General features: G+C 69.1%; 25 protein-coding genes and 1 tRNA gene. 8 read left to right on the top strand and 18 right to left on the bottom strand.

Annotation, left to right across the window (positions count from 1 at the left end):
* Positions 1 to 34: 34 nt before the first annotated feature.
* The 4 genes from E6C64_RS16075 to galU form a co-directional block, all read right to left on the bottom strand.
* Positions 35 to 110, bottom strand: a tRNA-Ala gene (locus E6C64_RS16075).
* Between the two features lie 159 nt (positions 111 to 269).
* Positions 270 to 1,235, bottom strand: coding sequence for a hypothetical protein (locus E6C64_RS16070; protein WP_136428603.1), 966 nt, complete (start codon positions 1,233 to 1,235; stop codon positions 270 to 272).
* A 120-nt stretch (positions 1,236 to 1,355) separates the two neighbouring features.
* Positions 1,356 to 2,006, bottom strand: a complete 651-nt coding sequence (locus E6C64_RS16065; RefSeq protein WP_136428601.1) for a GNAT family N-acetyltransferase — start codon at positions 2,004 to 2,006, stop codon at positions 1,356 to 1,358.
* A 58-nt stretch (positions 2,007 to 2,064) separates the two neighbouring features.
* Entirely contained in the window at positions 2,065 to 2,970 is a 906-nt protein-coding gene (gene galU, locus E6C64_RS16060) for a UTP--glucose-1-phosphate uridylyltransferase GalU (protein ID WP_136428599.1), read from the bottom strand.
* 40 nt (positions 2,971 to 3,010) lie between these two features.
* On the opposite strand from galU, the gene E6C64_RS16055 reads away from it, so the two are divergent.
* Genes E6C64_RS16055 through mscL form a run of 3 tightly spaced genes read left to right on the top strand, consistent with a single transcriptional unit; the run spans position 3,011 to position 4,497 of the window.
* Positions 3,011 to 3,610 carry a 5-formyltetrahydrofolate cyclo-ligase gene (locus E6C64_RS16055; RefSeq protein ID WP_136428596.1) on the top strand — a complete coding sequence of 200 codons (600 nt, stop codon included), beginning with the start codon at positions 3,011 to 3,013 and terminating at the stop codon, positions 3,608 to 3,610.
* A gap of 33 nt (positions 3,611 to 3,643) precedes the next feature.
* Positions 3,644 to 4,000: an FmdB family zinc ribbon protein gene (locus E6C64_RS16050; RefSeq protein WP_136428594.1), complete on the top strand. Its 357-nt coding sequence runs from the start codon at positions 3,644 to 3,646 to the stop codon at positions 3,998 to 4,000.
* Positions 3,997 to 4,497 (top strand): large conductance mechanosensitive channel protein MscL, encoded by a 501-nt coding sequence (gene mscL, locus E6C64_RS16045; RefSeq protein ID WP_233255665.1) that lies wholly within the window; start codon positions 3,997 to 3,999, stop codon positions 4,495 to 4,497. The genes E6C64_RS16050 and mscL overlap by 4 nt, the downstream gene beginning before the upstream one ends.
* Positions 4,498 to 4,615: 118 nt before the next feature.
* On the opposite strand, the gene E6C64_RS16040 is transcribed toward mscL, so the two are convergent.
* The 11 genes from E6C64_RS16040 to E6C64_RS15990 all read right to left on the bottom strand — a co-directional run bounded on the left by E6C64_RS16040 (position 4,616) and on the right by E6C64_RS15990 (position 16,595).
* Positions 4,616 to 4,801, bottom strand: coding sequence for a hypothetical protein (locus E6C64_RS16040; RefSeq protein ID WP_136428592.1), 186 nt, complete (start codon positions 4,799 to 4,801; stop codon positions 4,616 to 4,618).
* A gap of 136 nt (positions 4,802 to 4,937) precedes the next feature.
* Positions 4,938 to 8,702, bottom strand: coding sequence for an ATP-binding protein (locus tag E6C64_RS16035; RefSeq protein ID WP_136428590.1), 3,765 nt, complete (start codon positions 8,700 to 8,702; stop codon positions 4,938 to 4,940).
* A 273-nt stretch (positions 8,703 to 8,975) separates the two neighbouring features.
* Positions 8,976 to 9,341, bottom strand: coding sequence for an iron chaperone (locus E6C64_RS16030; protein WP_136428588.1), 366 nt, complete (start codon positions 9,339 to 9,341; stop codon positions 8,976 to 8,978).
* A gap of 73 nt (positions 9,342 to 9,414) precedes the next feature.
* A complete protein-coding gene (locus E6C64_RS16025; RefSeq protein WP_233255664.1) occupies positions 9,415 to 10,299 on the bottom strand; it encodes an endonuclease domain-containing protein in 885 nt (294 codons plus the stop codon).
* A gap of 132 nt (positions 10,300 to 10,431) precedes the next feature.
* Complete coding sequence (locus E6C64_RS16020) at positions 10,432 to 10,821, bottom strand: ACT domain-containing protein (protein ID WP_136428586.1); 390 nt, start codon at positions 10,819 to 10,821, stop codon at positions 10,432 to 10,434.
* A gap of 43 nt (positions 10,822 to 10,864) precedes the next feature.
* Entirely contained in the window at positions 10,865 to 12,004 is a 1,140-nt protein-coding gene (locus tag E6C64_RS16015) for a hypothetical protein (RefSeq protein ID WP_136428585.1), read from the bottom strand.
* Positions 12,001 to 13,299, bottom strand: coding sequence for a DUF2339 domain-containing protein (locus E6C64_RS16010; RefSeq protein ID WP_136428583.1), 1,299 nt, complete (start codon positions 13,297 to 13,299; stop codon positions 12,001 to 12,003). The genes E6C64_RS16015 and E6C64_RS16010 overlap by 4 nt, the downstream gene beginning before the upstream one ends.
* 33 nt (positions 13,300 to 13,332) lie before the next feature.
* Positions 13,333 to 14,055: a hypothetical protein gene (locus tag E6C64_RS16005; RefSeq protein WP_136428581.1), complete on the bottom strand. Its 723-nt coding sequence runs from the start codon at positions 14,053 to 14,055 to the stop codon at positions 13,333 to 13,335.
* A 32-nt stretch (positions 14,056 to 14,087) separates the two neighbouring features.
* On the bottom strand, positions 14,088 to 14,438 hold the full coding sequence (locus tag E6C64_RS16000) for an STAS domain-containing protein (protein WP_136428579.1): 351 nt from the start codon (positions 14,436 to 14,438) through the stop codon (positions 14,088 to 14,090).
* 70 nt (positions 14,439 to 14,508) lie between these two features.
* Positions 14,509 to 14,865, bottom strand: coding sequence for an STAS domain-containing protein (locus tag E6C64_RS15995; RefSeq protein WP_136428577.1), 357 nt, complete (start codon positions 14,863 to 14,865; stop codon positions 14,509 to 14,511).
* Positions 14,862 to 16,595: an ATP-binding SpoIIE family protein phosphatase gene (locus tag E6C64_RS15990; RefSeq protein WP_136428575.1), complete on the bottom strand. Its 1,734-nt coding sequence runs from the start codon at positions 16,593 to 16,595 to the stop codon at positions 14,862 to 14,864. Before E6C64_RS15990 ends, E6C64_RS15995 begins: the two co-directional genes overlap by 4 nt.
* A 154-nt stretch (positions 16,596 to 16,749) precedes the next feature.
* Here E6C64_RS15990 and E6C64_RS15985 point away from each other — a divergent pair, with 154 nt between their 5' ends.
* On the top strand, positions 16,750 to 19,506 hold the full coding sequence (locus E6C64_RS15985) for an ATP-binding protein (protein WP_158437900.1): 2,757 nt from the start codon (positions 16,750 to 16,752) through the stop codon (positions 19,504 to 19,506).
* Positions 19,507 to 19,530: 24 nt separating this feature from the next.
* Here the strand turns inward: E6C64_RS15985 and E6C64_RS15980 are convergent, their stop codons facing one another.
* Entirely contained in the window at positions 19,531 to 19,818 is a 288-nt protein-coding gene (locus tag E6C64_RS15980; RefSeq protein ID WP_136428571.1) for a DUF1905 domain-containing protein, read from the bottom strand.
* A 47-nt stretch (positions 19,819 to 19,865) separates the two neighbouring features.
* The gene (locus E6C64_RS15975) at positions 19,866 to 21,335 is read right to left on the bottom strand and encodes an MFS transporter (RefSeq protein ID WP_136428570.1); all 1,470 of its coding nucleotides are present in this window, start codon (positions 21,333 to 21,335) and stop codon (positions 19,866 to 19,868) included.
* 229 nt (positions 21,336 to 21,564) lie between these two features.
* Between E6C64_RS15975 and E6C64_RS15970 the strand changes: the two genes are divergently transcribed.
* Positions 21,565 to 22,686, top strand: coding sequence for a glycosyltransferase (locus E6C64_RS15970; RefSeq protein ID WP_136428568.1), 1,122 nt, complete (start codon positions 21,565 to 21,567; stop codon positions 22,684 to 22,686).
* Positions 22,687 to 22,720: 34 nt separating this feature from the next.
* On the opposite strand, the gene E6C64_RS15965 is transcribed toward E6C64_RS15970, so the two are convergent.
* A complete protein-coding gene (locus tag E6C64_RS15965) occupies positions 22,721 to 23,152 on the bottom strand; it encodes a DUF2000 domain-containing protein (protein WP_136428567.1) in 432 nt (143 codons plus the stop codon).
* A 51-nt stretch (positions 23,153 to 23,203) separates the two neighbouring features.
* Here E6C64_RS15965 and E6C64_RS15960 point away from each other — a divergent pair, with 51 nt between their 5' ends.
* From E6C64_RS15960 to E6C64_RS15950, 3 genes are all read left to right on the top strand, one after another.
* Positions 23,204 to 24,007, top strand: a complete 804-nt coding sequence (locus E6C64_RS15960; RefSeq protein ID WP_233255663.1) for an AraC family transcriptional regulator — start codon at positions 23,204 to 23,206, stop codon at positions 24,005 to 24,007.
* A gap of 122 nt (positions 24,008 to 24,129) precedes the next feature.
* Positions 24,130 to 24,570 (top strand): SRPBCC family protein, encoded by a 441-nt coding sequence (locus E6C64_RS15955; RefSeq protein WP_158437899.1) that lies wholly within the window; start codon positions 24,130 to 24,132, stop codon positions 24,568 to 24,570.
* Between the two features lie 224 nt (positions 24,571 to 24,794).
* Positions 24,795 to 25,202 carry a DUF7882 family protein gene (locus tag E6C64_RS15950; RefSeq protein ID WP_199241060.1) on the top strand — a complete coding sequence of 136 codons (408 nt, stop codon included), beginning with the start codon at positions 24,795 to 24,797 and terminating at the stop codon, positions 25,200 to 25,202.
* The last annotated feature ends 30 nt before the right edge of the window (positions 25,203 to 25,232 follow it).

Raw genomic sequence — 25,232 nt, 5'->3', positions numbered from 1 at the left:
AAATGGCATCGCCGAGGGGCGATGCCATTTCACTTGGTGGACCTAAGGGGATTCGAACCCCTGACCTCCTCGATGCGAACGAGGCGCGCTACCAACTGCGCCATAGGCCCAAGTGCCCGTCAACGATATCAGGAACGGAACCCGCTCCCCGCCCGCCGACACCCCGGGGTCATCTCAACGATGCGCTTCGGACAAAACGCTCTGGCACCCGATCGCTTTTTGTCCGCACGACCGCGCGGTGTCCGCATTACCGCGTCGTGCCGAACTGCTCAGACGGCGCGACGGCGGCGCAGCACGTCGTTGAGGTCCGTGATGCCCGGCGAGGTCTCGCCGATGTGCCCCATGGCCGCGTAGCCGGATCCGTCGGAGGATTCGGAGGCCGCAGGCGCTGCTGCCTTCTGCTCGCGCTTCGTGGAGAGCTGAGTCACCTCGGGCTCGGCGAGCGCGGCACGGAGCAGCTCATCCGCCTCGGCGGCCGCGGCCGCCTCCGCACGCACCCGCGAGAAGTCGATGCCCGGGGCGTCCTCGCGGTGAGACAGATAGAGCGGCTTCGGCAGCGGGACGGGCGTCCAGGTCGGACGCTCCGGGTCACTGCGCTGCCAGTCGGTGAAGCTCTGCACAGGCGGCGCCACCGTGATCGTGCGGTCGACCTCCTGGGTCGCGCGGCGCGCTGCGGCGACCGTGGCGATCCGCTGGAGCATGCCGAGCGCGCCGAATCCGACGACGACGGACGCCACGAGAGCGATCCATGAACCTGTCGTCAGCACCTCGGTCGCCCCGAAGACCGCGCCGACGATGGCGGCGACGAGGACCACGGTGGACATCAGGCGGGTGCGACGAAGTCGAGAAGCTGCGATTGCGGAGACGGCGGCGGCCTTCTTGATGGGCTCGCGCAGCTCGGCGTCCTTGACCGTCGTCCGCTTCGACTGGCGCTTGCGCGAGAGCTCGCGGGACGCTGCCGCATCGTTGGATCGGGAGACGGACTCGGCCTTCCGCGCGGACTGCCGGAGCGCCCGGTGCTGCTCGGCGACGCTCTTGGCGGTGGCCTCGGCGCGGACCTCATCCGGGATCTCGGCCGTCTCGGCGAGGATCCGGAGGGTCTGCTGCAGGCGTACCGCGTTGCGCTCGGTGGCCATGTACTGCCGCCGGCGGAGCCACGTCGGCATGAGGTAGACGAGCCAGAGCGCTGCAGCGATCGCGATGATCACTCCCCCGCCGACGCCTTCAACTCCCATGTCCCCAAAGGTAGGGGCGTGCGATCCGCGGACCTCGGAAGCGTGGGGCGTGTCCGCCACAAAGTTCCTCGAACTTTGAGGTAAAGGGCACTCCCGACGGCGGAACTGGTGAGAGGCGGTTCAGCGGGGCGGGAACTGCGTGCGGGCCGCCTCGCGGTCGCTCTCCGGAATCTGCGCGTTCTCAGCGGGCACCCGTCCGCCGGCCCAGCGCTCGAGCACGCCCTCGTCCAGCTCCTCCGCCACCAGGGCGAAGCAGAAGTGGTCGCGCCAGTCGCCGTTGATGTGGATGAAGCGCCGCCGCAAGCCCTCATACCGGAAGCCGAGCTTCTCGACCACCCGCAGCGACTTGGCGTTCTCGGGTCGGATGCAGATCTCCATCCGATGCAGTCCGAGCTGCTGGAAGCAGTAGTCCGTCGCCAGCGCCACGGAGGTGGGCGTCGCGCCGGAACCGGCGAAGCGCTCAGCGATCCAGTAGCCGATGGATGCGGACGAGGTGGAGCCGTAGGCGATCCCTGAGACGTTGAGCTGACCGGCGAACTGGTCGTCCACCTCGATGGCGAACGGGAGGCCCTGGCCCGTGCGCGCATTGCCCTGGAGCGCACGGATGGACGCTCGGGTGTCGAAGCTGATCGGGCCCCGCGGGTTCGTGGCCTCCCACTCCCGCAGCCAGCCGCGGTTCTCGATCAGCTCGCGCTCCATCGGCCGCGCATCGCGCAGACGGATGGGTCGGATCGTCGTCCGCCCGGAGCGAAGGGTGGGAATGATCGCCACGTGCGGACGGTCCTCTTCTACTGGGAGTTCTGCGTGACCGGCCTGAGCGGAACGCGCGCTACTTGACGGGCGCGGACAGTGACGCCACGAAGTCCATCAGCCACGGGCGGAGCTCGGGGCCGAGGTCGTCGCGGTCGCACGCCAGCTGCACGATCGCCTTGATGTAGTCGATCTTGTCGCCGGTGTCGTAGCGCCGTCCACGGAAGACAACACCGTAGACGCCGCCCGTCCAGTCAGGAGCCACGGCGAGCCGCTGCAGCGCGTCGGTCAGCTGGATCTCGCCGCCCTTGCCGGGAGCGGTGGTCTCGAGCACGTCGAAGACCTCGGGCCGCAGGACGTAGCGACCGATGATGGCGTAGTTGGACGGCGCGGTCTCAGCGGACGGCTTCTCCACGAGGCCGGTGATGCGCACGACATCCTCCTCGTCGGTGAGCTCCACCGCGGCGGCACCGTAGAGGTGGATCTGCGAGGGGTCGACCTCCATGAGCGCCACGACGGAGGTGCGACGGGCCTGCTGGACCTCGATCATCCGCGACAGCAGCGGGTCGCGCGCGTCGATCAGGTCGTCGCCGAGGAGAACCGCGAATGGCTCGCGGCCGACGTGCATCTTGGCCTGGAGCACCGCGTGGCCGAGCCCCTTCGGGTCGCCCTGACGGGTGTAGTGGAGGTCGGCGAGGCCGGTCGACTCCTGCACGCGCTGGAGCTTGGCGAGGTCGCCCTTCGCCTCGAGGGTGGCCTCGAGCTCGGCGACGCGGTCGAAGTGGTTCTCGAGCGCGTACTTGTTGCGACCGGTGACCATGAGCACATCGTTGAGGCCTGCGGCGACCGCCTCCTCCACCACGTACTGGATGGCGGGCTTGTCGACGACCGGCAGCATCTCCTTGGGCATCGCTTTGGTTGCCGGGAGGAATCGGGTGCCGAGACCGGCGGCAGGGATGACCGCTTTAGTGATGTGGTAAGCCATGGTGGCAAGGCTACCGGCCGGGAAAGCCTAAAATCATGCCATGCCGACCGATCCGACCCACCAAAAGAGGGCACTTCGGGCTGAGTTGCGGGAGCGTCGGCGCAATCTGACCAGCACGGAACGGGCCGCCGCCAGCGAGGGCTTCACCGAGCAGCTGATCCAGCTCGTGGGCAGCCTGGGGGCCACCTCGGTCTCGGCCTACCTGTCGTCGAGCGACGAGCCCGACACCCGCCCGTTCCTGCATTGGGCGCTCGCGAACGACATCCGCGCCCTCCTGCCCATCTCCCGGGTCGACGGGCTGCTCGACTGGACTCTTGCGGACGAGGAGACGGAGGAGGAGGTCGACGCGTTCGGCATGCCGTCCCTCGCCGGCGAGGTGCTCAGTCCGATGGCGATCAACGACGTCGGCCTGATCATCGTGCCCGCCGCCGCCGTCGATGGGCGCGGAACCCGGATGGGATGGGGCCGGGGGTACTTCGACAAGACACTGGGATCGATGGAGAAGTGCCCGCCGGTGTACGCGGTAGTCTTCGACAGCGAGTTGCTCGCTGACGTTCCCCGTGAGCGCCACGACCAGCCGGTGGACGGCGCCGTCACTCCGACGCGGACCGTCCGCTTCGCACCGGTGCGTCGCGGCTGAATCCCGCTCGCTCCCCTTCTCGAGAGACGTCTCATGCCGACCTACTCCTACAAGTGTCCGACGTGCGGAAACGCCTTCGACATCGTCCAGTCCTTCTCGGATGACGCTCTGACCGTGTGCGACGTCTGCGGCGGCTCGCTCCGCAAGGTCTTCTCGCCCATCGGTGTCTCGTTCAACGGATCGGGCTTCTACCGGACCGACTCCCGTCCCGCACCCAAGTCCGAGGGGTCGTCGTCGACGTCCTCCTCCGGCTCCGGCGATTCGGGGTCCAGCTCGGGCTCGGGCTCGAAGTCGTCCGAGTCGGGCGGCTCCGGATCCTCGGGCACCAGCACCACATCCACGTCCACGCCGGCGGCCAAGCCCGCATCGACCTCGGGAGCATCCTCATGAGCGACGAGAAGGGCGGGATCCTGCGCGGCTTCCGCGAGTTCATCCTGCGCGGCAACGTCATCGATCTGGCCGTCGCCGTCGTCATCGGCACGGCGTTCACCGCCATCGTGACCGCGATCGTCACGTTCATCATCACTCCACTCATCGGGGCGATCTTCAACGCGGAGAGCCTGAGCACCGCGCTGGTCGTGAACATTCCGACGACCAGCGGCGGCACGGCCAAGATCATGTTCGGCGCCGCGCTCGCAGCGGTGCTCAACTTCCTGATCGTCGCGGCGGTCGTCTACTTCGCGATCGTCCTGCCCGTCAACCACTTCGCCAAGCTGGCGTTCGCCAAGCAGAAGGCGGTTCCCGAGGCCACCCCCGAGCACCTGCCGCCGACCTCGGAGGAGCTGCTCACAGAGATCCGCGACCTTCTCGCGGCCCAGGCGGACTCGAACCTCCGCTCGACCGCGGGCAAGCACGGCACCGGCGCGATCACCCTCCCCAAGGTCTGACCCGCTCGGGCCCGCCCGGCCACCTTTGGACGCGACTCGGCCACCTTTGGACACCTTCGGCCACCCTTCGAAAGGTGGCCGAACGTCCCGAAAGGTGGCCGTCGGCGTGCGCGTCGACTCAGTAGTGCGGGGGCTTGTCCGCCTTGAGTCGGTCGTCGTTCGGACCGGGCGTATCGCCCCAGCGTCGCTCGTCGTCCTCTGAGGAGAGAACCGGGCGGACCGCCTGCGGCGTCGGATCGGATCCCGGCACGGGCGGGGTGGTCACCCGACGCGGAACCCGGGGACGGCGCGGCTGATCGGTCATGACCTGACGACCCTACCGGCGCCATCCGATCCGAGCCCGGCGAGCAAGCGGACGAACTGCCCACTTCTGCCGCGTGGATCGCACATCAGGCGGCAGAACTGGGCAGTTCGGCCCTGAAACCCGGAGGTGAAGGGGCTCAGTCGCCGTCGATGACGGGGATCGCCTGCGTGTGCGGCTCGAGGTGCCGGGCTCCCAGCGCGACGGCGATCTTGAGTGCGACGGATTCGGGGTCCGCGAAGAGCTCGAAGCTGTGCACGCGCAGGTAGTGCCAGCCGAGGCGCTTGAGCATCTCGGGACGCAGCCGCAGCGATTCGCGCAGGCTCAGCTCCGCGACGGTGGCGTCGGTCTCGATCGCGATCGCACGGCCTTCATACGACGCGACGAGCCCGAGGGTTCCGCGGTAGTTGAGCGCCGTCGTGAGGCCGAGGGCGTCGAGTCGGCGGGACAGGTCCACCAGCATCGCGTCGGCGTGCTCGATGTCGGAGGGATGCTCGGCGATCCGCTCTTCCGCGTCCTCCAGCAGCTCCCCCAGCGCCAGGACGCCGTGCGACATCCGATCGGCTGAGATGTCTCCGGGGCGGAAGCAGGAGAGCACCACGAGGGAGCGACGGGCGCGGGTGACGGCAGACGCGAGCAGACGCTCGCCGCCCGGCTTGCCCAGCGCGCCGAAGTTGGAGAGCATCCGACCGTGCGGGGTGCGCCCGTAGCCGACAGAGAAGATGACCCGGTCGCGGCTGAGCGCCACCGCCTGCTCGAGAGTGGTGACGAGGAACGGCTCCGCCTGCTCGCGCAGGAAGAAGTCGGTGACCTCCATCCGCTTCGCGACGGCGCGCAGCACGGCCGCCTGCACGCGAACGGCGTGCTTCTGCGATGCGGTGACGACGAGCAGCGATTCGCGCGGACGGGTGAGCGCATGCTCGATGACGAGCTCGACGACTCGGGCGACCTCGACGTCGACGCTCTCGACGGCGCCGGTCTCGGGGTCGGGCATGCCGTGACCGTCCTCGATGAACTCGAGGACGAGGCTGCCCCGGCCGAGGAACGTCCCCGCCCATGGCGTCGAGGAGATCTTGCCGCCGTAGAAGCGGCGGTTGACCAGCTCGGCGAGGTCCTGACCGCCGGCCCGGTAGCTGCGGGTGAGCTCGAGCGTCGGCAGCATCTCCCCCAGTCGGGCCAGCGCGGAATCCGCGTGACGCGCGTCGAGTTCGACGCTGTCCACGTACTCGTTGACGTGCGGCGCGGTCAGGTCCTCGACGGCGATGCTGAAGTTGTCGGGAGTCTCGGCGACCGGGTCGCCGAAGACGACCGTCTGCCGCGCACGGCGGATGCCGCCGAGGCTCTCGGCCACGCTGACGGCACCCGCGTCGAGAAGGAAGACGGCGTCGAACGGGATCTCATCCGAGATGGCGTGCACGTCGTAGGGCGACGCCAGCCAGACCGGTGCGACGAGTCGGGACAGGTGCGGCGCCGACGCGTAGAGCGATCCGGCATCGGCGTGCTCGCTGCGCAGCAGGTTCTTGAGTGCGGTCGCCTCATCGGGCCAGTCGACGATCCCGAGCTTCCACGCCTCGGCGAGAGCCCAGGCCAGAGCCGGAGCGGCGCCGGCGGCGTGCGCCTCGTCGACGAGGCGGAAGTCCGCCTCGAGCCGATCGAGCACTCGGGTGTTGCCGCCGAGCAGCGCGCGGTCCTCGCCCAGCATCCGCTCGAGCACCGAGCTCCACCAGGTCAGCTCGAGCTCGATGCCGACGCGGTCCTCGGAGACGTGCCGGCGAGAGAGGTCCTCGAGCAGCGGATCGAGGTCGAGGTTGCGCAGGTTGCCCATGAGCGAGGTGCGCTCCTGCAGGTTCTTGAGCACCTCGGAGTCGGCGGCGAGCGACTTCAGCTTGGCGATCAGCATGCCGATCGGGATGGTCAGCAGGGACTGGCCGGTGGCCGTCAGTCCCAGCGGCTCATCGAGCGACTCGAGATCCGCGGCCACGCGCTGGTAGGCGACTTGGACGTCGCCGATGCCGACGGGGATCTCGGGCGTGACGCCCGCGGTGACGAAGCGCTGGTAGAGCATGCGCTGCTGCTGGATACGCACGAGCGACTCGTGCAGATCGGGCACGTGCACGCCGGGACGCACGTATTCGCGAGCCAGCTTCTTGAGCCGCCGACGGTTGCCGCCGGTCATCGCCTCGGCGTCGCGGCGCGATCCGGTGGCCGCGATGAGCTCGCCGAGCGAGCGGTCGAAGACGACGGGCTGGAAGCGGTCGAGCGTCTCGCGGATGTCGAGCAGCAGGCGCAGGTAGATCCCCAGCTCCTGGATGCTCTCGAACGGCCGCAGGCGGGTCTTGCCGACGAGCTCGTTGGCGCGTTCGAGCAGGCGCGGCAGCTCGGATTCGTTGAGGTGCCGCGCGGTCTGATGCGCGTTCTGCGCGGCGACCGAGGTGGCGAAGTCGGCGCCGTACCAGGGCGAGTCACCCGGTCCGTAGCGGAACTCGCCCAGGCTGGCCGCGCGGATCAGGGTCTCTGCGGCAGCATCGCGGTCGCGGGCCAGGGCCTCGATCGCGCGAGGCGTGAGCCGCGAGGTGGTCTGCGGAGGGTTCTCCATCAGCGACAGGCGGGCGAGCTCGGCCAGGGCGTCGAGCGCGCTCACCCCGAGCACGGGGTCGCGGCGGGCGAGCGCCCCGCGGTAGTCGAGCAGCACGGACCGGAGCCGGACCAGGGCGTCGTCGACCTCGGCGATGTTGGTCTGGGTGGCCTTCTCGTTGCGGCTGATCGCCTGGATGACGTCGCGGCGGACTGTGCGCGGCGAGATCGCGATGCCCTGGAGTCCGATCTCGGCCAGGCGCGTGCTGACCGCGCGCAGGCTGGATCCGCGGGGGCTGACCACGAGCACGCGCTTGTGCTGGGCGACAAGGCAGCCGAGCGCGTTGACGATCGTCTGCGTGCCACCGGTCCCCGGCAGCGTCTTGACGACGACGGAGTTGCCTGCGGCGATCTGGGCGACCACGTTCTCCTGCTCGGAGTCCGCGTCGAGCAGCAGGGTGTCGCTTGCGGGAGGCCGCTGATCCTGGTGGATGGGGTCGGCCGCGACGAAGGCCTCGCCGATCGACCAGCGCGCGGTCGGGTTGCCGGCGAGCGCGTCGAGCACGGGGTGCTCGAGCTTCTTCGCATCCGCCAGCATCTTGGGCGACACCTCGGCGAACGAGGAGGCGACCAGGCGCGGCTGCACGTTGAACCAGGCGAGCTGGCTCGTGAGCGCGCGCAGCCGATCGATGACCGCCTGCGGCTTGAACGATCCACCCGAGGTCGCAAGCGAGACGAACTCGTTCGCGTCGAGGGTCACGCCGAACTGCTCGCGGAGCGTGCGCGCCAAGGCGGGGTTGAGATACGGGGCACCCTTGAGGCGCAGCTCGAAGTCGCGGCCGTAGCGGCGGAGCGCCATCGGCCGGAGCAGGATCGGAGCCCGGTACTCCTTCTTCTCGTGCTTCCACTCGGCGATGCCGATGCCGAGCTGGATGGAGTCGACGCCGCGGGTCGCGCTCAGCTCGACGCCCTTGGCGGTGATGTTCGAGGCGGCGACGGATGCGCTGCGGAAGGCGAGATCGTCGCGGATCAGGCTGGAGAGCAGGGTCGTCTTGCCGGTGATGAACTGCGCGAGGCCGCCGGGGTGGGTGGTGCTCAGCTCGATCCGCACGCGGGGAGAATCGACGAAGTGCAGCAGCGGCGACGGTCCGCCTAGGGCGGCGATCTGCTCGCGCCAGGTCTCCCAGACGGGCTCCGCGACGTTCACGGACGGCACTCGTCCATCCCCTGTGCTCACCGAGACGGGAGAGGTCGAGTTGCTCTGCGGGTGCACGGGAACGGTATCCGCGAGGTTCACCTCGTCACCCAGTCGTCGATCTGCACGCCACACAGTGCAAGAGTATGAGGCGGCGAACGGGAACGCCGGGAGGCCGGCGCGAGTTTCGCGATGTCGCAGGAACGCCGCCGAGCCGCTCGGGCCCGAACAGCTGGTTCGGCGCGCGGCGGTGCGGTTCAAGGGTGCGACATCCCGGTGCGATCCGAGTTCGCATCTCTCGGCGGGTCGGGAAGTCTGGGCTCATGGTTGAGAGTTCGTCCGCCGAGCCGGCTGCGTTCTCGGCTGCGCTTCCGGTCGCGTCGCCGTGGTACGGATCCGTCTGGATCGCTAGTCCGCTGTCTCCTGACCGCGCATCGCGACGATTGCCGCCGCCACCCGGGCGATCAGGTCGTAGTCGATCGGCGTGCTGTGCGGAAAGTTGACCGAGTCCTTGGCCACGCGGAACGGCGCGATCTCGCTCTCCAGCGGCTCAGCCAGGGTGGGAACCGGGTACAGGCCGATGTGCTTCTTCCAGCCGGCGAAGTGGATGGCGTACCGCCCGCCGAGCATCACCGCAGGGATCGCGTAGCGGACCTTCTCCTCACCACCGGGCACGGCCGAGTGGATGGCCGAGCGCACCTTCTGCAGCCGCTCCTGCACCTCGGGAGGAAACCCGGCGATGTACTCGTCCACGGTTGCCGCCGCCTGCGTCATCCCACCATCCTGCCGCGCTCGCGCGAGTTGACAGTAGTGGTGGGTGCAGCGTCCTCAGAACCCACCACTACTGTCAACTCACGTCGCCCAGGGCCTCCCTGACTCGTGCGATCAGCTTTCCCGGGCGCGCCAACAGGCGCTTGTCGACGCGGATCACCCTCCAGCCCGCGGCCATGATGATGTCCAGTCGGTCGACGTCGATGGCGAACTGTCGGTCGTCGGTGCGGTGCTGCTCCCCGTCGTACTCGACGACCACGCGGGCCGATCGGTAGACGAGATCGCCGTGGAAGGGTCCCGACCGTGTCTGGATGACTCCATTCACTTCAGGCTCGCCAAGACCCGCACGCATCAGGACTAGACGAAGGATGGTCTCTTGCGCGGAATCGGTGCCCGGACGAAGCTCGGTTAGGGCGCTTCGAAGGCGAGATGCGCCCCGTTGACCCGCCACTGCGTCGACCGCTCGGGTGAGCTGATCCAGAGTCGCTCGTGGCGACTTGCGGGCAAGCAGACCGTCGCCCATCACGATGAGTTCCCCGATCGGCAGCGTGGCACCGAGAGCGATCCAGGTGTCGATGGGCGCACTCACCCGCATCGATCCACTGGACACGATGGTCGGCACACTGTCGGCGCGATGACCGACGATCCCCTCAACCCGCGGTGCTCGCTGCGGCTTCACCGAGGTGACGTGAAGGACGTCTTCCTGGAACCCACGCGGCATGCGCATCCGGAAGAGGGCTGCCGCCGTGGTGTGGCTGAAGAACTGGTCCCCGCGCAGCAACGGCTCGTACGCGCGTGCGCGCTCCAGCGTGGTCTTCGGCGCAGCGATGACACGGACACCTCGGTGAGGTGCTGCCAAGTCCTTCGCCCGCAGACGCGAGCGCGATGCTCCCAGTTCTGCTGCTGCGCGCACCAGGAAAGCTGGACCTGCATCCTCGGGGAGATCGGACTTCTGCGACACGCGCACATTGTGGGCGTGCCGATCACCCTGTGCGGATTACTCACAGCCCAATGGAGTTACCCACAAGCTCGGCGTTCGTGAGTTGACAGTTGTGGCGGGTGAGAACGGGCTCCACCCACCACAACTGTCAACTCACCGGCGGAGGGCGCGGAGGACCTCCACGGCGTCCTCCGCGCGGAGTTCCGGAACCAGGATGTGGTCGTGGAAGTGTCCGGCGAGCACGTTGCAGCTGATCCCCGCGTCGGTGAGGGCACGGGAGAAGGCAGCGGTGAGGCCGACTCCCTCGAGGGCGGTGTGGACGTCGAGGGTGATCCAGGCGAGCGTGAGCTCGTAGGCGAGGCCGCGGTCGTCGGCATCTTGACGGCGCAGGACGACTGTCGTCCCCTCGGCCTCCGCAATGGTTGCCAGCGAGGGAAGCTCACGCGCAGCGGCGGGATCCACCGTGACGTAGACGACCGATTCCGGCCGGAGCTCCACCTCGAGCGAGGCGAGGATGGCGTCGAGGTCGGTGAGTCCGCTCATCCGCGCAGTCTGCCACGGGCGATGCGGGCGTCGACAGGTCCAGTCATCCCGAAGCGTCCCGGCGCATCCACAGTCCGACGGCGCTCGGCTGGAGGGCCTGTTCGACCGCGTCGACCAGCTCGTCGCCGGCGAGATGCGGGTTCGAGCCGCTGCGCAGCCGGTCCCCGAATGCCTCCACCACCCGGACCGCGTCGTACTGCGCGCGGTTGAAGCGTCGATCGATGAAGTGCTGCACCCGCCGGAGGACGGGCAGGAAGATCCCGGCAGCCACCAGGGTCGCCGATGCGATTCCGACGGCGGGCAGGCTCGGGATGACGGCCGTCGCCGACACCACCACCAGGGAGTAGGCGCCGACGACCAGTGCGGTGACGATCGCGTACGAGGCAGTCCGCGAGATGATCCGGTCGATCGCGTAGAGCCGGTAGCGCAGCACGGCGATCGCGATCGCGATCGGCAGGGCGACCAGAATAGCGGCGATGGCGATCTGGACGAGGACGCTCTCGAAGTAGAAGGCGAACGCGAACGGACCGATCAGCGCGAGGAACGCAGCGCAGAACAGCACCCATTTGAGCTGCTGGCGCTCGAGCAGTCCACCCCGGCGGTAGCGGACCGCGAGGGACGCGATGGCGGCGACCAGGCCCACGACGAGCCCGACCTCGCCGACGCTGAAGGCGAGATCAGCCCATGGCCCTGGGGTGGCGATCGGGTTGACCTCCGTGCTGCCCGTCCGGGTCGTCGTGCGGCTGAAGGTCGAACTGACGACGCTCAGCAGAATCGCGCCCACGGTGATCCAGAACACCGCCCTCCAACGACGGGATGGCAGCCTCCCCGACGGAAAGAGCATCAGCAGGACAGGAATCAAGCCGATGCCGACGTAGGTCAAGGACGCCGACGCCCAACCGGCGACGTCCGAACCGGGCAGCCCGCTGTGTCTCCCCCAGCCTTCGAGCGCCTCGCCGATGCCGCCTTCGAGCCCGATGGCCAACATGAGCCAGCCGATCGGGTTGCCGCGGACGCGAACGGCCACCACGGTTCCGGCGATCGCCATCGACGCGGGGAGGAAGGAGTAGGCGATGGTGTCCCAGACCGCCTCGCCGATGGACAGCGGCACGCTTGCGATGGTGATGAGGAGGGCGACGACGCCGGCGACGACGGGGAGCACCCGCCGACGACCCGCCTTCATGAGGCGTTCACGCTCCGGGGCGGGCTGCTGTGGTCGGCGACCCAGAGCCCCATGGACGAGGGCTGCAGGCTCCTTTCGACCGCAACGCCGAGGTCGGCGGCCGCGGTGTGCGGATCGGCTCCGTTGCGGAGGCGCTCGCCGAAGGCGTGCACCACCTTCTGCGCGTCGTAGCGGGCTCTGTCGAACCGCCGATCCACGATCCGCTGTACCAGCCGAAGCACCGGCAGGAAGAGGGCGGCAGCCGCGAGGGTGGCGAGCGCGACGGAGACGGAGGGCAGATCCGGCAGCACCGCCGTGATGCCGACGACCACCAATGCGTACGTGCCGATCACGACCAGCGTCACGATGGCGTAGGACGCGGTGCGGGAGATGATCCGGTCGATGTCGTACAGGTGGTAGCGGAGGACGGCGATCGCCACGGCGACGGGGATGAGCGCGTAGCCCAGCAGAATCCAGGTCTGGAGGGCCTCAAAACCCGGCAGCCAGGAGAGCAGCAGAACGGTGATCGCGAGTGCGACCGCCCAGAACACCCACCGGAGCTGTGCTGACCTCACCGCGTCCGCTCGTCGGTAGCGGACGAAGAGGGAGACCAGTGAGCCCACGAGGCTGATGAAGAGAGTGACGAACCCGCCGCCGATCAGGGCTTCGACGAGTTCTGAACCCTCGACGCGCGTGGGGTTGGGGAAGCCCGGGGACACCTCGTCGCTGATGGTGGCGAAGACGCTCGAGCTCAGCACGAGCGCGAACACCGTGAACCAGGAGAACCAGCGCCACCGCGGGGACGGCAGGTGTCCGTCGGGGAAGCGCAGCGGGATCTGGGTGAGCAGCAGCCCCACGGGCGGGATCCATGTCCAGGTGTCCTCCCGGTCGTGCCCGTACCAGAAGAGCCAGGTGGCAACACGGGGGGCGCTCGTCTGAATGGACTGGCCGAGCAAGTCGATGGGTGCACCGCTGCAGAAGATTCCCGGCACCGCGAGCAGCAGCCAGCCGAGCGGATTGGACGGGCGCTTCCAGGCGAGGAGCCACCCCACGGCGATGAGGATCCCCAGCATGACGATGAACGGGATGCCGTCGATGCCGAAGCCCGCAGCCCGGATGCCGACGATCGCCGTGATCACGAACGCGGCGAGGATGAGCGCGGCCACCACATGCGCCAGCCAACGGGGACCCGTCCTGCCCTCCCGCTCGGAATTCGGGTCCACCTGGCGCCGTGCGAGCCGCCCGGACTCCGTGGATCCTTCGGACCGGGACGGGGTGGTCGACGCGGTCCCATCGACCGTCAGCTCAGCAGTCACGACGAGATCCCTTCCCGATCGAGCGTTCGGCGTTCACGGGGTGACCCGGGCGGATCGGCGTGACCGGGCCGGCGCGGACACCGTGTGCCAGACGGTGCGGATGGCGCTGTTGTTGCGCACGTTGCGCCAGTTCTTCCAGATCCGTCCGCCGTCCACGCAGATGGTCTCGGAGCTGACCGCCACGTCCTGCACGCCATGGGCGGCGGCCAGGTTGGTCAGGGTGCCGGGCCAGAAGACGTCCTCGGCCCGCTTGGCGACGGGCCACATCAGCTCGAAGAGCGGATCGGAGGTGCGCAGCAGCATCCGGATGTTCGCGACGGTCCCGCCGCTCTCGTCCAGGTCACCCGAGAAGGTGATCATCGCGGCGAACATGTGCCCTTCAGGAGTGAGGAAGGAGAAGGAGGTCGCGTCGGCGTAGAGCACCATGATGCCCGTCGTGACACCGCCGGCCGTCAGCGGTGCCACATCGCCAGGCTGTATCGAGGTGACCGAGCCGTGGAATCTGCCAGTCTTGGGCCAGAAGTCGCCGAATCGCGCCCGCCAGTCGGCGACCAGCTGCTCGGGCGTCACCGCCGATCCGAGATCGACCGAGTAGGTCCGCTGCCAGAGCCGGCCGAAGCCCTGTTGAGGTCCGGCGATCCGCTTCCCCTGGATGTTGTAGCCGTGCTTCTGCTGCGCGTCCGCCACGGTGAGCCGGTCGACCTTCGCCGCCCAGAAGGCGGCATCCCGTGGCCTGCTGTCGTCCTGCTGACTCATCGTCGTCTCCTCGCGATCTCGGCTGGTGCAGGTCAGCGCGCGGCGAGCGCGGATTCGGCGGTGTCGTGCAGGGTGATCGCCTCGTCGAGCCGGGTCAGCTCGAAGATCTGCCGGTAGTGGTCGGTCAGCCCGATCGCGGCCAGGCGCTGCTGCCGTCGCTGGCCCCGCACGAGCAGCGTGACGAGCATGCCGATGCCGCCGCTGTTCATGTACTCCATCTCGGAGAAGTCGAGAACGATCAGCTTGGCGCCCGTATCCGACGCCTTCTCATGGGCGGACATGAGGGCCTGCTCGCAGGCGGCGGTGACGTCGCCGGCGATCACGATCCGGGCGGCACCCGGCCCGAGGGATGCGACCGTCATGGTCGCGGCGGAGACTGCCATCGCGTGCTCTCCTTGCGTATAGGTGCTGAGGGATGTGTAGAGAAGGGGAAGAAGGGGGAAGACGAGCGGCCTAATGCGCGGCTTGTTCGAGCTCCACGTCCTCCACCGGCTCGATCGGCTCGACGATCTCGATGAAGTCGCTGAGCCTCGTGATCTCGAAGATGTGGCGGTAGTGGGCGGTCAGACCTGCCGCCCGGAGCGGGCGCTTCTTGGCGCGGGCCTTGGCGAGGAGTCCGACGATCAGGGCGATCCCGGTCGAGTTGATGTATTCGACCTGCCCGAAGTCGAGCTCGATGATGCTGGCGCTGCTGGCCGCTGCCGCGGTGTAGGACTGGTCGAGCACTCCCCCTGCCTCCCGGTCTATCCGGCCGAGCAGGTGGATGACGACGACGACGCCTCGGGTGCCGAGTGCGAACTGCAGGCTCATGATTCGCTTCCTGTCGGGTCGGTGAGCGGGGTCGCTCCGGAAGTCGTCTGGGGCGTCGGTCCGGCGGCTGCGTGGTCGCTGGTGTGCATGACGAGGCGGACGATGTGCCGGTCGCCTTCGGTGAGCTCCTCCGCGCGATCGGTGAGGTTCTCGACGAGGAACAGGCCCCAACCGCGCGAGGTCTGGAGTCCGGCGAGCTTGAGGTCGATGTCGGGGATGTCGGCGTCGCGCTGCATGCCGCGTCCGTAGTCGCCGATCTCGACCGTCACTGATTCGGCGGTGCGCCGCACGGTGACGGAGATGTCGAGGCTGGCGTCGCCGCGGTTGCCGTGCTCTATGGCGTTCATCGCGGTCTCGCTGACCGCCGTCTTGAGCGCATCCAATCGGGCCTTCGGCAGCAGCCCATCGACGATCGCGGCGACCCGATCCATCACGTCGCGCTCGTTGCCCGGCTCGCTCGGCACGGTGAACGAGACTGTGTCCCGGTGTCCGCCCGACTGCCCGCGATGCAGGGTGACGAGTGTGATGTCGTCCTCCTGCTCGACACCGGCCGAGAACGTGTTGAGGGCGAGCACGCTGCGGTCCACCAGGTCGTCACCCGAGGTCGCCTCTCCGACGAGTTCGGCGGTGCGTCCGAAGCCGAACATCTCCCCGGCCGCGCTGTGCTGCTCGGTGATGCCATCGCTGTAGAGCAGCACGATGTCGCCGGGCTCGATCACCGTCTCGTGCTCGTCGTATGCGCTTCCGGGCATGAGACCGAGCGGCATCCCGCGAGCCTGGAGCTGCAGGACCTCGCCGTCTCGGCGGACGTAGGGCAGGTTGTGGCCGGCGTTGGCGAAGCGGGTGCGGCCCGTGTCGAGGTCTATGACGAGGACCAGGCAGGTGACGAACATGTTCATCGGGATCTGCGGGATGAGCAGCTCGTTGACACGGCGCAGCACCTCGCCGGGAGACGAGGAGAGGTCGGCGGCCGAACGGAGCAGGGCGTAGGTGCTCGCCATCACGAGCGCGGCGGGTACTCCCTTATCGGTGACGTCGCCGACGACGACCATCACCTCGCCGTTCGCGAGCGCGATGAGGTCGTAGAAGTCCCCGCCGACTGTCCGGGCCGGGCGGTAGAAGGCGGCGAGGTGCCAGCCGCGCAGCTCAGGCAGCTCGGAGGGCAGGAACTGCTGCTGGATCAGCTGAGCGACGTGCAGCTCCTGCTCGATCCGCTCGCGCTCGCGGGCCTCCTTCTCCTGGGCGCGCATCAGCTGCCCGAGGCGCAGCGCGGGCGCCGCGTACCGGGCGAGGCTGTCGAGCAATCCCCGATCCGTGCGCGAATAGGTGCGCTCCGAGAGTCGAGGTCCGAGGGCGAGCAGCCCGACCAGCTCGCCGCTGGTGACGAACGGGACGACCATCTGCACGCCCTGCTCCTTCATCCGCACGACTGCGGGCGAGTAGGCGGGGAGTGCGGCGATCTCGAGCGGGCCGGGAGCGGACTGGAGGAAGAGCAGCAGAGGGTCGGACGGATCGATCTGGACGTCGATCACCGCGGCGCGGGTATCTGCGGCGGGGACGGCGCGGCGTGCCGCACCCTTGGTGGCCGTCTTCGAGGCGGTCTTGGCGGCACGGCGATCGGCCCGACGTCGGGCTCGCGACATCGCGCGCTGCCCGACCGGAGGCTCTGCGGGTTCGGAGTTCACCACGGCGTCCGGCGACTCAGGCTCTGCCCGAAGCGTGTCCGTCATGATTCCTCCTCGTCCGTCCGCGTGGTCTGCGACCGGTGGTGCAACGATGATCCCTCGCCGGTCGTTCCGAAAGCGTTACGGCAGAGGTCGATTTCGACGATTCGGAACGCGTATCCTCCGATCACCCGTTACGGCGAAGTCGGAGGTGGCCAGGATGCTCGAGCTGCGCCTGTTCGGCCCGCCCCGGGTGCGTCTCGACGGCACGGATCTGCGATTCGATACGCGGAAGGCCGTGGCACTGTTGGCCTTCCTTGCGGTCTCGGATCGGGAGCACGCACGCGACTCGATCGCCGCGATGCTCTGGCCGGAACTGGAGCGCGGACGAGCGCGCGCCGTGCTCCGTCGCACACTGTCGGTCGCGACGGCGGTCGGCCCTGCGCTGAGGATCGGACCGGACGGGATCGGGCTCGATGCCGACGATCTGAGCTGCGATGTCCGACGGTTCCGCGAGCTGGCGGCGGACTCCGACCCGTCCTCATGGCGCGAAGCCGCGACCATCGCCGCCGACGGATTCCTCGAGGGCTTCTCGTTGCGGGACAGCCCGCCGTTCGAGGACTGGCAGCTCGCCACATCGGAGGGTCTGCGCGACACCCTCTCCCAGGTGCTCGCACGTCTGGTGGCCGACGCGGTCACCCAGGGTGAACTGCCCACCGCGTTGGAGCACGCTCGGCACCGCACGAGGGTGGACCCGCTGTCGGAACCGGCGCATTCCGACCTGATCCGGGTGACCGCGTGGACGGGCGATCGGCCGGGCGCGCTCTCCGCCTACCGTGCCCTCGTCCGCTTACTCGACGCCGAGCTCGGGGTGCCGCCGCTGCCCGAGACGCTGGCGCTGCAGGAGGATATCCGCGGCGATCGGCTGACGCCGCCTGCACTCCCCCGGCCTTCGGCGACGAGGGCCGCGCGGCCATCCGGTTCTGGCTGGATCGCCGACGCTCCGGTCCCAGCGGTCGGCACCGGAGCCCGACTGGTCGGCCGGGCCGTCGAGCTCGCCGCGTTCGAGAGAGCCTGGTCGCATGCCGCGAACGTCGGCCGATGCCTCGGATTGGTAGGTGAGCCCGGGATGGGCAAGTCGACGATCCTCCGTGCCGCATCCGCGACCGTGAAGGCGCAGAGCTTTCCCACCCTGCATATCGAAGGCCGGATCTCTGAACAGCCGCTCGCCTATTCAGCCGCCATCGACCTCATCCGGGGCATGCTGACCCTCCGCCCCGACCTGCCCCAAAAGCTCGGAGCGGCGGGCGAACCCCTCGCGGCACTTGCCGCAGAGTTCGACGGCGCCGGCGCCATCCGCGGCCCCGGCGATCTGCACCGGGTCCACGAGGCGGTCCGCACCGCGATCGAGGCGTGCGTCGACGGCCGCCTGCTCATCACCGTCGACGACGCCCACCTGCTCGATGGCCCGTCGGCAGCGCTGCTTGCCTACGTCGTGCGCCGACCGCCACCGGGTGTCCTGGTGCTCGCGACCTGGACGAGCGGAGCCGGCGGAGCGATGCTCCCCGAAGCGGTGATCGAGCAGGGCGAGGCCATCGCGCTGGGACCGCTCAGTCTCGATGCGGTCGCAGAACTGACCGCCGGAACGGGGCTCGACCCGGCCGAGGTGCTCCGCCGCACCCGCGGCCTCCCCCTGCTCGTCCGCGAATACGGCACATCAGGCGGCGATCTGGAGGTTGACGCGGATGCGCTCGCAGCCGCGCGGGCGGTGGTCGCCGCCCGCTACGACTCGGCCCCCACGATCACACGACAGCTCCTCGCGGCGGCCGCGATCATCGGAACGGTCGCCGATCCTGAGCTCATCCGACTCGCCAGCGGCCGGGACGAGGCCGAAGCCGTCGATGCGATCGAAGACGCCATCGAGCGCGGACTGCTCGTCGAGCGCTCCGACCGGTCGGGCTACGACCTGCCGCACGAGCTGGCCCGTGAGGTGGCGCTCGCGCATCTCTCCCTTGCCCGCTCCCGACTGCTGCACGGCCGGATCGCCGAAGTCCTCGCCCGCCGCCACGCGGTCGACCCGCTGACCTCGCCGGCGGGTGCCGTCGCCCGCCATCTCACGGAGGCGGGCCGAGACGAGGATGCGGGTCGCTGGTTCCTGCGGGCCGCGAAGGAGTCGTCCCGGCTGCTGGCGCACAGCGAGGAGCTCCTGCAGCTCGAGACCGCGCTCGCTCTCGGACAGCGGGGCCCCGATGTGCAGCTCGCGATCGGGCGCACGCGGATCCGGCTGGGACGGTACCGCGATGCGCTCGTCTCCCTCGACCAGGCGGCAGCCCTGGCCGAGGGCGACCCCGTTCTGCAGGCCGAGGTCGAGCACACCATCGCGAGCGTGCACGACCGGTTGGGCGACTGGGATCTCGCGCACGCCCACCTCGACGCTGCCCTTCCGCTCGCGCAGACGGCGCAGCGCGCCCGCATCCTCGCCGACCTTGCCCTGGTCAGCCACCGTCAAGGCCGGCCGATCGATGCCGAGGCAGCGGCGCGGGAGGCCGCCCGAATCGCCGGCGAGACCGACGACCGCATCGCGATCGCTCGGGCGGACAACGTCCTCGGAGTGCTGGCGGCGTCGCGAGGGGATCGAAACGCGGCAGGCGAGCATCTCGCGTCGGCGATCACGGGAGCGAGGGCAATCGCCGACCTCGACCTGCTGATCGCCGCCCTCAACAACTCCTCTCGGGCACTTCAGACGAGCGGCGAGCAGGGCGCCGCTCTCGATGCCGCGCGGGAGGCCGTCGATCTCGCCGAGCGGCAGGGTGATCGGCACCGGCTCGCCGCGCTGCACTCCCACGTCGCGGATCTCCTGCACGAAGCGGGCCGCGAGGCCGAAGCACTGGACGAGCTGAAGCTGTCCGCCGCGGCCTTCGCCGACATCCAGGGGTCGGACGCCCGCCCGGAGGTGTGGACGCTTTCCGAGTGGTGAGAGAGGAGACGACCAGCGCGGTCATCAGGCGCCGACGGTCAGCTCGACATCCACGACGTCGTCCAGATCGAGCCCCTCGGCCACCTGGACCCACTTCTTGATCGGCACGATGTAGCCGCCGTCCTTCGGCCAGAGCGACGTCGTCCACTCGCTGCCGCCCACGCGCACGGTGACGGGGATCATCCCCCAGCCGTAGGTGACGGCCGAGGAGATGTCCTTGATCACCTCGCAGGCGTCGGCGGGAACGCTCACGAAGTGCCAGGGTGCCGGACCACGCCAGAACCAGAGCTCGCCCGCGAACGCGAATTCCATGTCGACAGATTAGGACCCGTGCAGCGCCGCACCGGCACGGATGGACGTCAGCCCTCGGCGCCCTCCGGCCGTCCCTTCTTCGGGAAGAAGAGGCTGAGCACGATGAACCCCACCAGCAGGCCGCCGAGCACATAGAGGACCGCCCGGTAGCTCTCCGCTGCCGAGCCGTCCGCGATCGTGTTGAAGAAGAGGGAGCCGAGGATGGCGACGCCGACCGCGGCGCCGATCGACTGGACCGCGGTGAGCACGCCGGACGCCGATCCGACCTCGTGATCGTCGACGGCGCCGAGGATCACGGTGAACAGGGCCGCGATGACGACACCCGACCCGATGCCCGACAGCACGACGCCGGGCACGATCTGCCAGATCGAGAAGGAGCCGCCGTCGCCGAGCTCGAACCAGAGCAGGACCGCTCCGGCCAGCTGCACGAGCGGTCCGAGCTGCAGCACCGTGCGGCCGAGGCGCTCTGCGAGGACCGCGCCGCTGACCGCACCGCCGATGGCCGACCCGATCGCGAGCGGCAGGTTGCCGAGACCCGCCTCGCCCGCGGTGAACTGATGTCCGACCTGCAGGAAGAGGGTGAGGATGAGCTGGTTGCCCACGAGCCCCGCGAAGAAGATCGCGATGCCGCCGAGCCCGAGCGTGTAAGCGGGCTTGCGGAACAGGCTCGGCGTGATGAGTGGGATGCCGCCGCGCGCCGACAGTGCGCGCTGCTGGAACACGAACACCGTGAAGCCGATCACCGATGCCGCGATGCACAGCCAGGTCCAGAGCGGCCAGCCCAGCGACTGCCCGTAGTTGAGCGGCAGCACGAGCAGCACAGAGGCGATGGCCACGATGGCGGCGCCGACGAGATCGACGGTGATGGCGCGGTTGCCCGGCTTGCGCGGGATGATCCGCCACGCCACCACCAGGGCCGCGATGCCGATGGGCAGGTTGACGAGGAAGACGCTCCTCCAGCCGAGGCCGGCGATGTCCGCCTGGATGAGCGCACCGCCGAGGATCGGGCCGATGATGCCGCCGAGTCCGTAGACCGGCCCGAAGATGCCGAACGCCGCTGCGAGCTCGCGGCCCGACAGGTTCTCGCGCATCAGCCCGAGCCCCTGCGGCAGCAGGATGGCCCCCGCGAAACCCTGCACGAGACGGAGCGCGATCAGCACGCCGATGGTGGGCGCGAGCGCGCAGAGCAGCGAGGCGACCGTGAAGCCGGCAAGACCCAGCAGGAACATCCGACGGCGCCCGAAGCGGTCGCCGAGACGGCCGCCCAGGATGAGGCCGGCGCCGAGGGTCAGCGCGTAGCCGCCGATGACCCACTGCAATCCGATGGGCGTGGAGCCGAGCGACGCCTCGAGCGAGGGACCGGCGACGTTGACGATGGTGCCGTCGAGCAGGTCCATGATCTCGGCGGCGAGCATCACTGCCACGATGAGCCACCGCCAGCGGTAGCCGCCCGGCGCACCCTGCGTGCTGGGACCGTCCGGACGGGTGCTGACGGAGTCGGCAGAGGACGAGGACATGAGTGCTCCTTGGATGGATACGCAGCAAGGCAAGCCCGTCGACGACGGGCTGCGACTGGCTCGTCCGAGGACGAGTGTGTACTCCAAGCAGGAGGCGAGCCGGCGACGGACAATCCCGAATGCCGGCTCTTAAGTCGGGGAAAGATTACACGGCGGCGCCAGCGATGCGGTCGTGCGCCGACGAGCGCGTCGCTCGCGCTGGGCCCGTGCATCGGGCCAGGATCGATCCATGCCGACGTCCCTTCTCTTCGCGACCTGGGACGGCGGCGGCAACGTCGCCCCGCTGCTCGCCATCGCGGCCGAGGCGCAGCGGCGGGGCGCGACGGTCCGCGTGATGGGGCATGCCGGTCAGCGCGGTGCGGTCGAGGCGGCCGGGCTGCGCTTCGAGCCCTACGCGAATGCGAAGCCGTGGTCCGTCACCGCTCCCAGATCGGGTCTCAGCGCAGATCTCGGCTATGCGGCGGTGTTCGCGGATCGCGGGATCGGACGCGATCTCATCGCGTCGCTGACGCGCGAGCCGGCGGACCGGGTCGTGGTGGACGGCCTGCTGGTCGGCGCGCTCTCCGCTCTGCGCCGCAGACGAGTCCGGTACACGATCCTCGTGCACACCCTCAGGTCGGTCATGTTCCGCAGCCTGACCAGCGGTCCGCTCGGGCTGGTGATGACCCTCAGGGGCCACAATCCGCGCTCCCTCTATCGGCGGGCGGATGCGGAACTGATCGTCACCGAGCAGTCGCTCGATCCCGGATCGGGTCGCGTTCCACGCACGGCGCACTACACCGGCGCGATCCTGCCGTCCATCGGCCGGCTCCGACCGGACGAGGTCGACCCCATCGTGCTCGTCAGCCTCAGCACCACCTACGTCGCCGGCCAGGCCGAGCTGCTGCAGCGGATCATCGAGGCCCTCGCCCCGCGTCCCGTGCGCACCGTCGTCACCACCGGTCCGGCGGTCGATCCCGCGGCGCTCACCGTCTCGGAGAACGCGGTGGTCCGCGCCTACATCCCACACACCGAGGCGCTCCCCCGCACCTCCGTGGTGATCGGACACGGCGGGCACGCCACGACCATGCTCGCGCTTGCTCACGGGGTGCCCATGCTGATCCTGCCGACGAACCTGTCGTTCGATCAGCCGACGATCGCGCACGTGGTGGCAGCCAACAGGCTGGGGCGCTCGCTGCCGAAGCGCGCGTCGGTCGAGCAGATCCGCGCCGCCTTCGAAGACGTCCTCGGCAGCACGGAGTACCGAGAGAATGCGCAGCAGCTCGGTGCTCGGATGCGCGCAGGAGACGGACTTACGGCGGCGGTGGATCTGCTTCTCGACGACGATCGGGACGACGACGAGAGCGACTGAGCAGCACGGCTGACGACGGCACAGTCGACACCGGCTACGCGTGCATGCGCGCGCCCTTCATCGCCTTGTCGACCGCATTCTTGGGCCCGTGCACCCCGATCCCGACGAGGTCGAGCGATGCCGTCGGGACCGCGGCGACGGCGGCCCGGTTGTCGCGGTCGTTGCCCGTCGCGAACAGCTGAGCGGTGAAGATCGACGTGGACAGCTGACGTCCGATCGCCCGACCATGAGCAAGGCGGAGCAGTTCCGCGTCGCCGACGAGCACGAGGACTGGCTGGATCATCATCCGCAGGTACTCCTGCCCATCGGCATCCAGATACGGCTCCCCGATCAGCTCGGGATGCGCGCCGGCGATCCCCGTCATCAGGAAGGCGGTGACATTCAGCTCCTGCCAGGGCGGCAGATCCTCACGGAGGAGCACCGCCGTCTTGGTGTCGAAGCGGATGGGGTCGAGGGCGTCGGTCATCTCCTCACTCTCGCCCGGCCGCCCGCCCCTGTCTTGTACGTTTGACGCACCGTGGAGTCGACACGCATCACCGCCTGGAAGCCCGAGGTGCCGGGCATCGGCGAGGTGCTGCACGCGAGTCACCGTGACCACGCCTACCCGATGCACAGCCACGATGCGTGGACTCTGCTGCTCGTCGACCGCGGCAACGTGGTCTACGACCTGGGGCGCTCACGACACGCGACGGAGCGGGGCGTTCTCACCGTGCTTCCCCCGGATGTCTCGCACGATGGTCGCGGAACGACGGAGACCGGGTATCGCAAGCGGGTGCTCTATCTCGAGCGAGGCACCCTCGACGAGCGGCTGATCGGTCGCGCCGTCGACATGCCTGCGCTTCAGGACGCTCGGCTGTTCGAGCGGATGGACGCACTCCATGCGGCACTCGCTCGACGGTCCGATCCCCTCGAGGCCGAGAGTCGGCTCGCGCTCATCCTCGGCCGGATCCGCGCCCGCCTCAGCGGTGGATCCGCGCCAGTCGCCTCGGCCGCCCCCAACGTCCGTCTCGCCGAAGGACTGCGCGAGCTGCTCGACTCCCGCATCGAGACGGGTGTCTCGCTCCATGAGGCCGCGGAGCTCCTGAAGACCAGCTCGGATCGCCTGGTGCGCTCGTTCGTCGGGTCGTTCGGCGTCGCACCGCACAGCTATCTGACCGGTCGTCGGGTCGAGCTCGCGCGTCGTCATCTGCTTGACGGACGGCCGGCGGCGGAGGCTGCAGCCCTTGCCGGGTTCTATGACCAGTCGCATCTCACCCGACACTTCAAGCGGCTGATCGGGGTGCCGCCGGCCACCTTCGCCCGAGCACGCCCGGCGTCCTGACTGCGCCGCGCCTCCGGTCGAGCACCACCTTCCGGATCCGCCAGAACCAATCGGCCACGCTGGACGTCCGCGACCCGCCGACGGCGTCGACGCGCACCCGCTCGGTCCCCCAGAATCGAACCGTGGGGCACACGAGTGAGGACTTCGACAGCGTGCGCGTCTCGATCGTCGTACGGGCTGGCGCGGCCGCAGTATGGCGCGGGCTCACCGACGGCCGCGAGGACTGGTGGCCCGACCTCGAGTTCGATGCCGCCGTCGGCGCCGACCTGAAGGAGTCGTGGGACGAGGACGACGGACCGCACCACGCCGCCGGCCGGGTGACGGAGGTGGTCCCCCGCGAGCTGCTCGCCTTCGAGTGGACCGAGGCCGATTGGCCGAACCACCTGCACGTGCGCATCGAGCTCGACGACCACGACGACCTGACGGAGATCGTCGTCACCGAGACCGGCTTCGAGGCGATCGTGGCGCATCCCGACCTGCGGCACGCGCATGAGGAGAGCTGGCACTTCCACCTGGAGAACCTGCGAGACGCTCTTCGTTTCGCTCCGACCTCACACGACTAGGACGGTGGGGGCGCCGAAAAGCGCTGACCGCGGCCCCAGATGTCAAGCCCCCTTCGTCGAATTTGCTCCACGGCCTACAGTGATGAGTGATTCTGTCGGACCGAACGCAGCCCTCCCAGACCCCGAAGACAGCTGTTCGAGACGACGCACGGGAATTCGATGCACGTCCGGGGTTTCATCACACCCGGCCGGTTCGGCGGGCAGCCGAAGCAGAGGTTGATCCGATGGGTTCGTTGAGATACGACGGAGTTGTCGTGCACGTCGACGACCGCACTCTTTCGCATTTGCAGATCGTGATCGTCAACAAGCTGCGCCGCAATCAGAGCTTCCTGATGTCGTGGAAGGACTCGCCCGAGGTCGGCGACGGCCGAAGCAGCATCTGGCTGCACCCGCAGATGCTGCTGCACTTCAAGTTCGAGGGCAGCAAGGCTCCGACGATCAACGAGGAGTGGCTGAAGACCCTCGCCGAGTCGGCGGACAGCTCGCGTGGGCTCATCGTCACGAGCGAGCTCGGCGGCCTGCGCTCGCTGACCTTCACCGAGAAGGGCCGCGCCGAGACGACCCTCACGCAGACTCCGACGGAGCCGCGGCAGAGACACCACGAGCAGGGCGCCCCCTCGAACCACCACTAGGTTGAGGGCCGCGGCCTAGTCGGCTGATCC

Source organism: Naasia lichenicola, from assembly GCF_004801885.1.
Lineage (GTDB): Bacteria > Actinomycetota > Actinomycetes > Actinomycetales > Microbacteriaceae > Naasia > Naasia lichenicola.
The sequence above is the reverse complement of the archived record's forward strand: the minus strand, read 5'-3'. Positions and strand labels throughout refer to the sequence as shown.